Source organism: Nocardioides sp. Z38_18, from assembly GCF_058215695.1.
Genome location: NZ_JBZAJE010000001.1, coordinates 190,387 through 202,633 on the forward strand (window position 1 = coordinate 190,387; position 12,247 = coordinate 202,633).

13 protein-coding genes are annotated in these 12,247 nt (G+C 70.0%); 8 read left to right on the forward strand and 5 right to left on the reverse strand.

The window, feature by feature from the left end; all coding sequences use genetic code 11:
- Positions 1–21 precede the first annotated feature (21 nt).
- From AC4BGC_RS00895 to AC4BGC_RS00905, 3 genes are all read left to right on the forward strand, one after another.
- Positions 22–1,014 carry a polyprenyl synthetase family protein gene (locus AC4BGC_RS00895; RefSeq protein ID WP_490553959.1) on the forward strand — a complete coding sequence of 331 codons (993 nt, stop codon included), beginning with the start codon at positions 22–24 and terminating at the stop codon, positions 1,012–1,014.
- A gap of 104 nt (positions 1,015–1,118) precedes the next feature.
- A complete protein-coding gene (locus tag AC4BGC_RS00900) occupies positions 1,119–1,484 on the forward strand; it encodes a CD225/dispanin family protein (RefSeq protein WP_490546623.1) in 366 nt (121 codons plus the stop codon).
- Positions 1,485–1,490: 6 nt separating this feature from the next.
- Positions 1,491–1,928, forward strand: a complete 438-nt coding sequence (locus AC4BGC_RS00905) for a DUF2752 domain-containing protein (RefSeq protein ID WP_490553960.1) — start codon at positions 1,491–1,493, stop codon at positions 1,926–1,928.
- A 43-nt stretch (positions 1,929–1,971) separates the two neighbouring features.
- Here AC4BGC_RS00905 and AC4BGC_RS00910 read toward each other — a convergent pair whose 3' ends face one another.
- From AC4BGC_RS00910 to AC4BGC_RS00930, 5 genes are all read right to left on the reverse strand, one after another.
- Positions 1,972–2,730, reverse strand: a complete 759-nt coding sequence (locus AC4BGC_RS00910) for a hypothetical protein (protein ID WP_490553961.1) — start codon at positions 2,728–2,730, stop codon at positions 1,972–1,974.
- A complete protein-coding gene (locus AC4BGC_RS00915; RefSeq protein WP_490553962.1) occupies positions 2,727–3,287 on the reverse strand; it encodes a sigma-70 family RNA polymerase sigma factor in 561 nt (186 codons plus the stop codon). The genes AC4BGC_RS00910 and AC4BGC_RS00915 overlap by 4 nt, the downstream gene beginning before the upstream one ends.
- Before the next feature lie 66 nt (positions 3,288–3,353).
- On the reverse strand, positions 3,354–4,262 hold the full coding sequence (rarD, locus tag AC4BGC_RS00920) for an EamA family transporter RarD (protein WP_490553963.1): 909 nt from the start codon (positions 4,260–4,262) through the stop codon (positions 3,354–3,356).
- A gap of 29 nt (positions 4,263–4,291) precedes the next feature.
- Positions 4,292–5,377, reverse strand: coding sequence for a 2-oxoacid:ferredoxin oxidoreductase subunit beta (locus AC4BGC_RS00925; protein ID WP_490546620.1), 1,086 nt, complete (start codon positions 5,375–5,377; stop codon positions 4,292–4,294).
- Complete coding sequence (locus AC4BGC_RS00930; RefSeq protein WP_490553964.1) at positions 5,374–7,323, reverse strand: 2-oxoacid:acceptor oxidoreductase subunit alpha; 1,950 nt, start codon at positions 7,321–7,323, stop codon at positions 5,374–5,376. The genes AC4BGC_RS00925 and AC4BGC_RS00930 overlap by 4 nt, the downstream gene beginning before the upstream one ends.
- Positions 7,324–7,654: 331 nt before the next feature.
- On the opposite strand from AC4BGC_RS00930, the gene AC4BGC_RS00935 reads away from it, so the two are divergent.
- Genes AC4BGC_RS00935 through AC4BGC_RS00955 form a run of 5 tightly spaced genes read left to right on the forward strand, consistent with a single transcriptional unit; the run spans position 7,655 to position 12,198 of the window.
- On the forward strand, positions 7,655–8,683 hold the full coding sequence (locus AC4BGC_RS00935) for a sulfate ABC transporter substrate-binding protein (protein WP_490546618.1): 1,029 nt from the start codon (positions 7,655–7,657) through the stop codon (positions 8,681–8,683).
- Positions 8,680–9,528 carry a sulfate ABC transporter permease subunit CysT gene (gene cysT, locus AC4BGC_RS00940; protein ID WP_490546617.1) on the forward strand — a complete coding sequence of 283 codons (849 nt, stop codon included), beginning with the start codon at positions 8,680–8,682 and terminating at the stop codon, positions 9,526–9,528. The genes AC4BGC_RS00935 and cysT overlap by 4 nt, the downstream gene beginning before the upstream one ends.
- Positions 9,521–10,327, forward strand: a complete 807-nt coding sequence (locus AC4BGC_RS00945; RefSeq protein ID WP_490553965.1) for a sulfate ABC transporter permease — start codon at positions 9,521–9,523, stop codon at positions 10,325–10,327. The genes cysT and AC4BGC_RS00945 overlap by 8 nt, the downstream gene beginning before the upstream one ends.
- Complete coding sequence (locus AC4BGC_RS00950) at positions 10,327–11,328, forward strand: sulfate/molybdate ABC transporter ATP-binding protein (protein ID WP_490553966.1); 1,002 nt, start codon at positions 10,327–10,329, stop codon at positions 11,326–11,328. Before AC4BGC_RS00945 ends, AC4BGC_RS00950 begins: the two co-directional genes overlap by 1 nt.
- A 57-nt stretch (positions 11,329–11,385) precedes the next feature.
- Positions 11,386–12,198: an isocitrate lyase/PEP mutase family protein gene (locus tag AC4BGC_RS00955; RefSeq protein WP_490553967.1), complete on the forward strand. Its 813-nt coding sequence runs from the start codon at positions 11,386–11,388 to the stop codon at positions 12,196–12,198.
- Positions 12,199–12,247: the final 49 nt, after the last annotated feature.

Sequence of the window (12,247 nt, forward strand, 5' to 3'; positions counted from 1 at the left end):
ACGATCCCACCGGGGCTCCCAGTGAGCACGTCCCTGGCCCTCCCCATCGTCGATCCGGCACTCGAGGCACGGCTGCGGGCGCGGATGGAGGAGGTGGAGGAAGCTCTCGTCGGCCATGTCAGGAGCGAGGCGCCGTTCGTCACCGAGGCCGCCCGGCACCTGATGAGCGCCGGGGGCAAGCGGTTCCGTCCCCTGCTCGTGCTGCTGGCCGCCGAGACCGGCGACCCGGACGCCGACGGTGTGCTGACTGCCGCGTGCGTCGTCGAGCTGACCCACCTCGCCTCGCTCTACCACGACGACGTGATGGACGAGGCCGACCTGCGCCGGGGGGCGGCCTCGGCCAACGCCCGCTGGGACAACCACGTCGCGATCCTCACCGGCGACTTCCTGTTCGCGCGGGCCTCCGAGCTGACCGCTGACCTCGGGGCGGAGGCGGTCCGGGTCCAGGCCCAGACCTTCGGCCGCCTGGTCGAGGGACAGATCCTGGAGACCCTCGGCCCCACGGCCGAGCAGGACCCGCTGGAGCACTACCTGCGGGTGGTGGCCGGCAAGACCGGTTCCCTGATCGCGACCTCCGCCCGCTACGGCGCCCGGTTCTCCGGGGCCCCGTTGGAGGTCGAGGAGGCGCTCACGGCGTACGGCGAGAAGGTCGGCGTCGCCTTCCAGCTCTCCGACGACATCCTCGACGTCGGATCGGACTCCGAGGACTCCGGCAAGACCCCCGGCACCGACCTGCGTGAAGGCGTGCCCACCCTGCCGGTGCTGATCGCCAAGCGCTCGCAGGACCCGGCCGACGCCCGGCTGCTGGAGCTGCTCGACGCCGACCTCTCCGACGACACGCTGCACGCGGAGGCGCTGGCGCTGCTGCGCGCCCACCCGGCCATGCGTGAGGCCCAGGCCTACGTCGTCGAGCTGGCCGCGGAGGCCAAGGACCTGCTCAAGGTCCTGCCCGAGGGTGCCATCCGGACAGCTCTCGAGGGCTTCGCGGACGCGGTCGCGCTCCGCACCAGCTGACCCGCCGTGTGTCCGGGGTGAAATGTCCGCTGCGACCGGTGGATGTGGATAGGGTGCGTTTCCCGATCACGTGAATCCAGCAGCGTGTCCGAGAGAAAGTACTGATGTCGATGTCTGCGAACACACCACCGCCCGGCGGCGGATACGGCGACTACGGGTCGGCGGCCCCGCCGCCCCCGCCGCCCGGCTACGGCGGTGGCTACGGGGGCACCCCGCCCCCGAACTACCTGGTCTGGTCGATCCTGAGCACGCTGTTCTGCTGCCTGCCGCTCGGTATCGCCGCGATCGTGTTCTCGGCCCAGGTGAACAGCAAGTTCACCGCCGGTGACGTCGCCGGAGCCCAGGCCGCCTCGAAGAAGGCCAAGACCTTCGCCCTGTGGGCCACGGTCATCGGCGCGATCTTCGTGCTGCTCTACATCGTGCTGATCGCTGTCGGCGCAGTGTCGATGGACACCACCACCGCGCCGTAGCCCGACGTGGCTCTCGCGCAACGCCCCGCACCTGTCGGCAGCAGCCGGCGGGGCGGGGCGTTGGCGATCGCGGCGGTGACCCTCGGTGGCCTCGCTGCCGGTGTGACGCTGTTCGTGGTGGACCCCAACGAGCCCGGCCACTACCCGACCTGTCCCTTGCTCGCCACGACCGGTCTCTACTGCCCCGGGTGCGGTGCCCTGCGCGCCACCCACGACCTGCTGCACGGCGACGTGGCGGGAGCACTGGCCCGCAACCCCCTCGCGGTGCTGGCGGTGCCCTACCTCGCGCTCGCGTTCCTCACCTGGGTGCTCCGAGTCGCCGGCCTTCCCGCCCCCCGGTCCACCTCCCTGCCGCCCTGGACGATCTGGACCCTCCTCGCCCTGGTGCTCGCCTTCGGCGTATTGCGCAACCTTCCCGGCTGGACCTGGCTCTCCCCGGCCTGAGGCCGTGACCGGGCGGAAATGGTCGGCCCTGATCGCCAGCGGCTCAGAGCCCTAGCTGCACCGTGGCGGTGCTGCCGTCGGCGTACGTCGCCTGCACGGGGATGACGGAGAGCCCCGCGAGCTCGTCTCCGGGGAACCAGAGGGCAAAGTGCCCGTCGCTGATGGTTGCGGTGACGGGGCCGTGCGAGGTGGTGTGGAGCGTGATGCCGGTGACCTCGGGGCCCACGACGCCGGCCGCGACGAAGATCTCTCCGGCCGCCATCAGGCCGGTGCCGAGATCGGTGGCCTCGACCGCTCGTTCGCCGGAGCGGTCGAGGCCGGTCGCAACGCCGGCAGAGCCGATCATGTCGTGACGGAACCATCCTGCGCTCGAGTCGGTGATGCACAGCCCGCTGAAGCCGCCGGCTCCGCTGAAGAAGACCGTGGTCCAGGCTCCGCGGCGGTCGGCGAGCACCACGTCGACCTCGGTCGGGGCGGGACCGGACTCGGCGAGCCTGTCGCGGCAGCTCTGTCCGGCCTCTGCGGCCTGGTCGGCGGACAGCGTCGTGGCAGTCGGCTTCCAGGATGCGAACGCGGTGTCGCCGCCGCGCAGAGCGCTCGGTGCAAGGACTGCGACAGTCGCGAGCGAGGCCGCGGCGGCGAGGCCGATGCCGACGCGGACGCTCGGGCGCCGACGCTGGTCGAGGGGGAGCGGCGCGCGGTCGGTCGTCACGATGTGGGCGAGGTCCGCGCGTGCGCGCTCCGAGAGTCCGGCCCTCGGCGGGTCCGCGGGGTCGAGCTGGCGCAGGAGGGTGTCGTTCATGCGGGGCTCCGTTCGGTGACGGTCGGTTCAGAGGTGGGCAGGTGCTCGGCCAGGGCACGCAACGCGCGCCGGGCGCGGGAGAGCCGCAGGCGGTACGCCGTCGCGGAGATGCCCAGGACGATGGCGGCCTCCGACGAGGTGAGCTCGTCCCAGACCGCCAAGGCGATGGCCTCCTGGTGCTGCGGAGCGAGCAGCTGCCAGGCGCGAGCGAGGTCGACCCGGTGGGCGACGAGGTCGGCGTCGTCGGGGGCCACCCGGTCGGCGGCTGCGTCGGCGATCCGTACGTCGAGCGCACCCCGCCGCCGCTCGCCACGGCGGGCGTTCAGCAGCAGGTTGCGGGCGATCCCGAAGAGCCAGGCCCGCGCGTCACCCGCCGCCACCGGCAGCTCGTCGTGGCGGCGCCACGCGACCAGCATCGTCTCGGCGGCGATGTCCTCGACGCGGCTGCGGTCGGCTCGCCGCTGCGCGAACCGGACGAGGTCGTCGTACGTGGACTCGTAGAGCGCCCGGAACCGTGCCTCGGCGTCCTCTTCGGGTCTGCCACGTGGTGTCTTCATGCCTCGTACCTGTCCGGAATCCCGCGAGTGTGTCACGCCGGGCGTGACGTTCCTGCCCGCTCGGGGTCAGAGGGCGGCTGCCTCCGCGGCGAGGCGGAGCTGGATGGACCGGTTGCGGATCGCCTCGACGGTGAAGATGGCCAGGGCGACCCAGACCAGGGAGAAGCCGATCCACTTCACCGGGCTCATCGCCTCGTGGAAGACCAGCAGGCCGAGGGCGAACTGGATCGTCGGGGCGAGGTACTGCAGCAGGCCGATCGTGGTCATCGAGACCCGGATCGCGGCGGCTCCGAAGCAGATCAGTGGCACCGCGGTGACCAGGCCGGTGGAGACCAGCAGGAGCTCGTGGGAGAGGCCGTGGGCGCCGAAGCTGGCGGACCCCTGGGACCACAGCCAGACCAGGTAGCCCAGCGCGACCGGGGTGAGCACCAACGTCTCGAAGGTGAGGCTCTCCACCGCCTCGAGGTTGGCCTTCTTCTTGACCAGCCCGTAGGTCCCGAAGGAGCACGCCAGCATGAACGCGATCCACGGCGGGTGGCCGTAGTCGACGGTCAGCACGACGACCGCCAGCGTGGCTATCCCGATCGCCACCCACTGCGGCGGGCGCAGGCGCTCCTTGAGGACGAGGACGCCGAGCAGGACGGTGACCAGCGGGTTGATGAAGTAGCCCAGGGAGACCTCGACGACCCTGTCCTGGTTCACGCCGTAGATGAAGCCACCCCAGTTGATCGCGATCACGACCGCGGCGACGCTCAGCATCGCGACCAGCCGCGGGCTGCGCACAATGGCCCGCAGCTGGGAGGTACGCCGCAGGGCGAACGTGAGCCCGAGCAGCACCAGCAGCGACCACACGATCCGGTGCGCGAGGATCTCCACGGGGCCGGCGGGCTCGAGCAGCCCCCAGTAGAGCGGGAAGACGCCCCACATCGTGTACGCCGCAGCGCCGAGCAGGAATCCACGACGTTGCTCTGTCACCTCCGGAGCCTAACGGCCCGGGAACGGGGTCAGACCACGGTCCAGGTGTCGCTGCCGCTGATCAGCCGGCCCAGCGCCTGCCGCGGGTCGTCCTGAGCGGACGAGGCGGTGGCGATCTGCTGCCGCGCCTGGTCGTCGTACGTCGGCCGCTCGACCTGGCGGAAGATGCCGATCGGGGACTGGTGCAGCACGCCCGCATCGGTCAGCCGCGACAGCGCGAACGCGGTCGTCGGGTCGTCGGCGTGGGCGTCGTGGACGAGCAGGTCGGCCTCGTCGGTCGTGGCCAGGTCGACCACCTCGACGCCACCGGTCGCGGACCGGGCGATCCCCTTGCTGGGGTTGCCGTGCTCGTCCTGGAGACCGAACCGGATCGGCTCACCCTGGACGAGCGGGATGATCGCGTCGGCCTTGGTGTCGGGGTTCTTGATCGCGTCGAAGGCGCCGTCGTTGAAGATCGGGCAGTTCTGGTAGATCTCCACGAGCGAGGTGCCGCGGTGGGCGGCGGCGGCCGCGAGCACCGAGGTGAGGTGCTTGCGGTCGGAGTCGATCGTGCGCGCCACGAAGGTCCCCTCGGCGCCGAGCGCCAGCGACACCGGGTTGAACGGGTGGTCGACCGATCCGGCCGGCGTGGACTTGGTGACCTTGCCGGGCTCGGAGGTGGGGGAGTACTGCCCCTTGGTGAGGCCGTAGATGCGGTTGTTGAACAGCAGGATCGTCATGTTCACGTTGCGGCGCATCGCGTGGATCAGGTGGTTGCCGCCGATGGAGAGCGCGTCGCCGTCGCCGGTGACGACCCACACCGAGAGATCCTCGCGCGCGGTGGCGATGCCGGTGGCGATCGCGGGGGCACGCCCGTGGATGGAGTGCATCCCGTAGGTCTCGAGGTAGTACGGGAAGCGCGAGGAGCAGCCGATGCCGGAGACGAACACGATGTTCTCGCGGAGCAGGCCGAGGTCGGGCAGGAAGGACTGCACGGCCTTGAGCACGGCGTAGTCGCCGCAGCCGGGGCACCAGCGCACCTCCTGGTCGGAGGTGAAGTCCTTGCCGGTCTGCTTGAGGTCGGTCGTGGGAACGCCCTTGAGGCCGGGGAAGGGCAGCGGCTGGGTGGCGGTCATCGCGCGTACTCCTGGGAGGTCGTGGTTTCGACAGGCTCAACCGGCGACGACGGCTCGACCGACGAGGACGAGTCGGTGGTCTCGATCAGGTCGGTGATCGCCTCGGCGAGCTCGGCCGCCTTGAGCGGCAGGCCGCGGACGTGGTTGTAGCCGACCACGTCGACGAGGTACTTCGCCCGGATCAGCAGGGAGAGCTGGCCGAGGTTCATCTCGGGGATCATCACGGCGTCGTACCGCTTCAGGATCTCGCCGAGGTCGTTGGGGAACGGGTTCAGGTGGCGCAGGTGGACCTGGGCGACGTCCATGCCGGCCTTGCGGACCCGGCGGCAGGCCGCGCCGATCGGACCGTACGTCGAACCCCAGCCCATCACGAGGACCTTGGCCCGACCCGACGGGTCGTCGACCTCCAGCGGGGGCAGCGAGTCGGCGATCCGGTCGGTCTTGGCCTGCCGGATCCGGACCATGTAGTCGTGGTTGCCCGGGTCGTAGGAGATGTTGCCGTGCCCGTCGCCCTTCTCCAGCCCGCCGATGCGGTGCTCGAGGCCGGCGGTACCCGGGATCGCCCACGGGCGCGCGAGGGTCTCCTCGTCGCGCAGGTAGGGCCAGAAGTCGGCGACCGGGTCGCCGTTCTTGTCAGTGGACTCGTGGTTGGGGCCGGTCGCGAAGCCGGGGTCGATCACCGGCAGCTCGTCGATCTCCGGGATCGCCCAGGGCTCGGAGCCGTTGGCCAGCATGCCGTCGGAGAGCAGCATCACCGGCGTGCGGTAGGTGACTGCGATCCGCACCGCCTCCACCGCCGCGGTGAAGCAGTCGCCGGGGGACTGCGGGGCCACGATCGGCACCGGCGACTCGCCGTTGCGCCCGAACATGGCCTGCAGCAGGTCGGCCTGCTCGGTCTTGGTGGGAAGCCCGGTGGAGGGGCCGCCGCGCTGGACGTCGATGATCACCAGCGGCAGCTCGGTCATCACGGCGAGCCCGATGGTCTCCGACTTCAGCGCGATGCCGGGGCCCGACGTGCTGGTGACCCCGAGGTGGCCGGCGAACGAGGCGCCGAGCGCCGCGCCGACGCCGGCGATCTCGTCCTCGGCCTGGAAGGTGGTGATCCCGAACCGCTTGTGCTTGCTCAGCTCGTGCAGCACGTCGGAGGCCGGGGTGATCGGGTAGGTGCCCAGGAAGATCGGCAGGCCCGACTGGACCGACCCGGCCACCAGGCCGTAGGCGAGCGCCAGGTTGCCGGTGATGTTGCGGTAGACCCCGGCCGACATCGGCGCGGGCTTGATCTCGTACTGGACCGCGAAGGCCTCGGTGGTCTCACCGAAGTTCCAGCCGGCCTTGAACGCGGTGATGTTCGCATCGCGGATGTCGGGGGCCTTGGCGAACCGCTTGGTGAGGAACTCGGTCGTCGTCTCGGTCGGGCGGCCGTACATCCACGACAGCAGCCCGAGGGCGAACATGTTCTTCGCGCGGGCGGCGTCCTTGCGGGAGAGGCCGAACTCCTTGACCGCGGCGACCGTCATGCCGGTGAGGTCCACGACGTTGAGCGCGTAGTCGCTCAGGGAGTCGTCCTCGAGCGGGTTGCCGGCGTACCCGGCCTTGATCAGGTTGCGTCCGCTGAAGTCGTGGCTGTCCACGATGATCGAGGTGCCCGGCTTCATGTCGGGCAGGTTGGCCTTCAGGGCCGCCGGGTTCATCGCGACCAGCACGTCCGGGGAGTCGCCCGGGGTGAGGATGTCGTGGTCGGCGAAGTGCACCTGGAACGAGGACACGCCAGGCAGCGTGCCCTGGGGCGCACGGATCTCGGCGGGGAAGTTCGGCAGGGTCTGGAGGTCGTTGCCGAAGGCAGCGGACTCCTGGGTGAAACGGTCCCCCGTGAGCTGCATGCCGTCGCCGGAGTCCCCGGCAAACCGGATGATCACGCGGTCGAGCTGCTTGACCTGCTTGGTCACCTTGGGTGTCCTTCTTTCTGAGGCGAATCGCGGCGCACAGAAGTGCCCCGCGTTCCTATGGTACGGGGAGATCCTACGCCTAGAACTAGAACAGGTTCTAATCCGCAGGGGCCGCCGGTACGGCGCGATGCCCGCCTGGGCAACGGTAATCGGCCCGCGCGCACCCTCGACGCCCGTCTCTGCTGCCAAGACGGGGTTGCACAGGTCTGGACCACGTGCTGCGGCACGCCGTCCCAATAGACGGGCACTTCACTAAAATGTAGTAACTTACAGCAGTATTGCTCCTCCGCACCGAGTCGAGTCCTCGACGTTCCCCCCGAAAGGTCCACCCATGGCCCGCACGTCACGCTTCCGTCTGCTCAGCGCAGCCACGCTCTCCCTGGCCCTGCTCGCCACCGCCGCGTGCGGTGGCTCTGACAGCGGCGGTGAGGGCGGCACCCAGCTGAGCCTGGTCGGCTTCGCCGTTCCCGAGGCCGCGAACAAGACCATCGAGGCCGCCTGGGCGAAGACCGACGAGGGCAAGGGCGTCACCTGGAAGTCCTCCTACGGCCCCTCCGGCGACCAGAGCCGATCAGTGGAGAACGGCCTCGACGCCGACTACGTGCACTTCTCGCTCGAGGGCGACGTCACCCGGCTCGTGGACGCCGGCCTCGTCGCGAAGGACTGGAATGCCGGCGAGAACAAGGGAATCGTCTCCCAGTCCACGGTCGTGCTGGTCGTCCGCAAGGGCAACCCGAAGAACATCAAGAGCTGGGCCGACATCGTCAAGCCGGGTGTCGGGATCATCACCCCCAACCCGGGCTCCTCGGGATCCGCGCGCTGGAACATCCTCGCCGCCTGGGGCAGCGTGATCGCCAACGGCGGCACCGAGGCCGACGCGAAGGCCTACCTGACCAAGTTCTTCGGCAACACCGTCGCGCTGCCGGGCGGCGGCCGGGACGCCACCACCGCCTTCACCTCCGGCAACGGCGACGTCCTCATCTCCTACGAGAACGAGGCCATCCTGGCCCGCCAGAACGGCGAGGACTTCGACTACGTCGTGCCCGAGGAGACCCTGCTCATCGAGAACCCCGGCGCCGTGCTGAAGGACGCCGACCCCAAGGCCAAGAAGTGGCTCGAGTTCGTGCTGACCGACGAGGCCCAGGCGCTCTTCGGCAAGTCCGGCTTCCGGCCGCTCTCGGGCGACGACGTCGACTACGAGGTCGAGGGCGCCAACGACCCGGCCAAGCCGTTCCCGGCCCCGGCGAAGCTGCTCACCATCGAGAAGGACTTCGGGGGCTGGTCGGAGGCCAACACGAAGTTCTTCGACGAGAAGGACGGCATCGTGACCAAGATCCAGGCTGAGACCGGGAAGCAGTGACAACTGTCCTCACCGCTCCTGATGGCCCGACCACGCGCAAGCGCTGGTCGGGCCGTCCGGGGTCGCTCACCACCGGGGCGGGGATCGGTCTCGGGGTCGCGGTCATGTGGCTGAGCCTGCTCGTCCTGATCCCCCTCGCCGCCATCGTCGGCACCACCGTCTCCGGCGGGTGGGAGAACTTCGTCGACGTCATCGCCAGCCAGCAGACCCGCTCCGCGATCACCCTGACGGTGGTCCAGGCGACCCTGGTGACCCTGGTGAACGTGGTGATGGGAACCCTGATCGCGTGGGTGCTGGTCCGGGACCGGTTCTGGGGCAAGTCGATCCTCAACGTGGTCATCGACATCCCGTTCGCCCTGCCCACGATCGTCGCCGGCCTGGTGCTGCTCTCCCTCTACGGTCCGCAGAGCCCGCTGGGCGTGGACGTGGCCAACACCCGCAAGGCCGTCTACCTGGCGCTCGCGTTCGTGACGCTGCCGTTCATCGTGCGCACGGTGCAGCCGGTTCTCGAGGAGCTCTCCGCCGAGGTCGAGGAGGCCGCAGCCTCGCTGGGAGCCAGCCAGCTGACCACGTTCCGCCGGGTGATCCTGCCCGCGCTGGTGCCCGCGATCTTCGCGGGCGCGGCGCTGTCCTTCGCGCGCGGGATCAGCGAGTACGGCTCCCTGGTGCTGCTCAGCGGGAACCTGCCGTTCCGTACCGAGGTCGTCTCGGTGCGCGTGCTCAGCTACATCGAGAACGGCAACACCGCCGCCGCCGCGGCCGTGGCCACGGTGATGCTGGTGATCGCCCTGCTGGTGATCGTGGTGCTCGACATCGTCCAGCGGAGGGTGGCGCGTCGTGGTTAGGCCCCCCGTGGTGATCAAGTGGCTGCTGCGCCTGGTCGCCGTCGCCTACCTGTTCCTGCTGGTCGCCTGGCCGGTCTCGCTGGTGGTCAGGAACACCTTCGCCGACGGCCTCACCAGCCTCAGGGAGGCGTTCGCGGACCCCGTGGTGACCGACGCCCTCCAGCTGACCGGGATCGTCGCCTTCTGGGCGGTCGCGATCAACCTGGTCTTCGGCGTCACCATCTCGATCCTGCTCGTGCGCTACGAGTTCCCCGGCAAGCGGGCGCTCTCGGCGCTGGTCGACCTGCCGCTCTCGGTGTCCCCGGTCGTCGTCGGGCTGGCCCTGCTGCTGGTCTACAAGCGGGACGGGACCCTGGGTGGGCCGCTGCAGGACCTCGGCATCCAGATCATCTTCTCCACGCCGGGCATCGTGATGGCCACGGTGTTCGTGGCGCTGCCACTGGTGATCCGTGAGGTCGTCCCGGTGCTGGAGGAGATCGGCGACGAGCAGGAGCAGGCTGCCCGCAGCCTGGGCGCCAACGCCGTCCAGACCTTCCGCAGGATCACCCTGCCCAGCATCCGGTGGGCCGTCATCTACGGCGTGGTGCTGGCCCTGGCGCGTTCACTGGGTGAGTTCGGGGCCGTCAAGGTGGTCTCGGGCAACGTCGTGCAGCAGACCCAGACCGCGACCCTCGTGGTCGAGCAGCAGTACCAGAACTTCCAGCAGGACTCGGCGTACGCCGTGGCCTTCCTGCTCGCGACCGTCTCGGTGATCTGCATCGTGGTCGTGGCCGTCCTCCGCCCCAAGGAGCAACACTGATGAGCATCGAAGTCAAGGGACTCAGCAAGCGGTTCGGGGACTTCGTCGCCCTCGACAACGTCTCCGTGAACATCCCCACCGGCCAGCTGACCGCACTGCTGGGGCCGTCCGGTGGCGGCAAGTCCACCCTGCTGCGGATCATCGCCGGCCTGGACTCCGCCGACGAGGGCACCGTCGAGATCGAGGGGACCGAGGCCACCCGGCTGCCACCGCAGAAACGCAACGTGGGCTTCGTCTTCCAGCACTACGCGGTGTTCAAGCACATGACCGTCGCCAAGAACGTCGCGTTCGGGCTCGAGATCCGCAAGCGACCCAAGGACGAGGTGAAGCGACGGGTCGAGGAGCTGCTCGAGCTGGTGCACCTCTCCCAGTTCGCGCACCGGCTCCCCTCGCAGCTCTCCGGCGGGCAGCGACAGCGGATGGCGCTCGCGCGTGCGCTGGCGGTGGAGCCGACGGTGCTGCTCCTCGACGAGCCGTTCGGGGCCCTGGACGCCAAGGTCCGCAAGGAGCTGCGCGACTGGCTGCGGCGGCTGCACGACGAGGTGCACGTGACCACGGTCTTCGTGACCCACGACCAGGAGGAGGCCCTCGAGGTCGCCGACGAAATCGTGGTGATCAACGAGGGCCGCATCGAGCAGATCGGCACGCCCGACCAGCTCTACGACGAGCCCGCCAACGACTTCGTGATGGGCTTCCTCGGCGAGGTCACCCAGCTCGGGGACGTCATTCTGCGGCCGCACGACATCCGGGTCGAGGTCTCGCCGTTCGCCGGTGGGATCGCGGGCCGGGTGACCCGGGTGCTGCGGATCGGCTTCGAGGTGAGGGTGACCGTGGAGGTCGAGGGCGCCAAGGACGTGATCGTCGTGATGACCCGCGCTCATGCGCGGTCCCTGGAGCTCGACCACGGCTCGGCCGTCTGGCTGGCGCCCGAGGGCGGCGCGACCACCACGGCCGCCAAGGGCCCGCTGGTGGACCAGGTGCTGGGAGCCGGCCTGGCCTGAGCGGGTCCGGGTCTAGGCTCGGTGGAGCTTCACCGGCCCCTCTAGAGGAGACACCGCATGAGCCCTGACCACGTCACGCAGAACAGCTCGGGAGACAGCCTGGAGGGCAAGGCGGCGGAGCTGTCCCGGCTGCACGAGGATCCGACGCTGCTCACGGTCGTCAACGTGTGGGACGTGATCAGCGCCAAGGTGGTCGCCGACACCCCCGGCACCGCCGCGCTGGCGACGGCCAGCCACTCCATCGCGGCCTCGCTGGGCTACGAGGACGGCGAGAAGATCCCCGTGGAGCTGATGATCGAGGCCGTCGGCCGGATCGCGGAGGCGACGACCCTGCCGGTCTCCGCCGACCTCGAGGGCGGGTACGGCGACGCTGTCGACACCGTCCGCCGGGCCATCGGCGTGGGCATCGTCGGCGCCAACATCGAGGACCAGATGCGCCCGCTCGGCGAGGCGGCCGCCGGCGTGAAGGCGATCATGGACGCGGCGATCAGCGAGGGCGTCCCGGACTTCGTCCTCAACGCCCGCACCGACGCGTTCCTCAAGGCCGGTGACCGCGACCCCGCCGAGGTGCTGGCCGAGGCTGTCGAGCGCGGCAAGGCCTACCTCGACGCCGGGGCTCCGGTCGTGTTCGTGCCCGGCAAGCTCGACGAGGAGCAGATCACCACCCTGGTCGACGCGTTCGGCCCCCGCCGCCTCACTCTGATCGGCGTGCCGGGCCTCCCGTCGCTGGAGCGCCTCGAGCAGCTCGGTGTCGCCCGCGTCTCCTACGGCCCGATGCCCCAGCGGGTCGCGCTGACCGCGCTCCAGGAGCTGGTCGAGGAGATCCACCGCGGCGGCGGCGTACCCGGGAACATGCGTCCGCTGAACTAGCGCCGCCGCGCATGTAAATCGGGGTTATGGACGCTCATCAAGAGCCCTG

Coding starts and splice junctions, on each gene's coding strand:
- AC4BGC_RS00935 (WP_490546618.1), top strand. CDS start 7,655: ATGGCCCGCACGTCACGCTTCCGTCTGCTCAGCGCAGCCACGCTCTCC.
- AC4BGC_RS00950 (WP_490553966.1), top strand. CDS start 10,327: ATGAGCATCGAAGTCAAGGGACTCAGCAAGCGGTTCGGGGACTTCGTC.
- AC4BGC_RS00925 (WP_490546620.1), bottom strand. CDS start 5,377: ATGACCGCCACCCAGCCGCTGCCCTTCCCCGGCCTCAAGGGCGTTCCC.
- AC4BGC_RS00955 (WP_490553967.1), top strand. CDS start 11,386: ATGAGCCCTGACCACGTCACGCAGAACAGCTCGGGAGACAGCCTGGAG.
- AC4BGC_RS00910 (WP_490553961.1), bottom strand. CDS start 2,730: ATGAACGACACCCTCCTGCGCCAGCTCGACCCCGCGGACCCGCCGAGG.
- AC4BGC_RS00900 (WP_490546623.1), top strand. CDS start 1,119: ATGTCGATGTCTGCGAACACACCACCGCCCGGCGGCGGATACGGCGAC.
- AC4BGC_RS00915 (WP_490553962.1), bottom strand. CDS start 3,287: ATGAAGACACCACGTGGCAGACCCGAAGAGGACGCCGAGGCACGGTTC.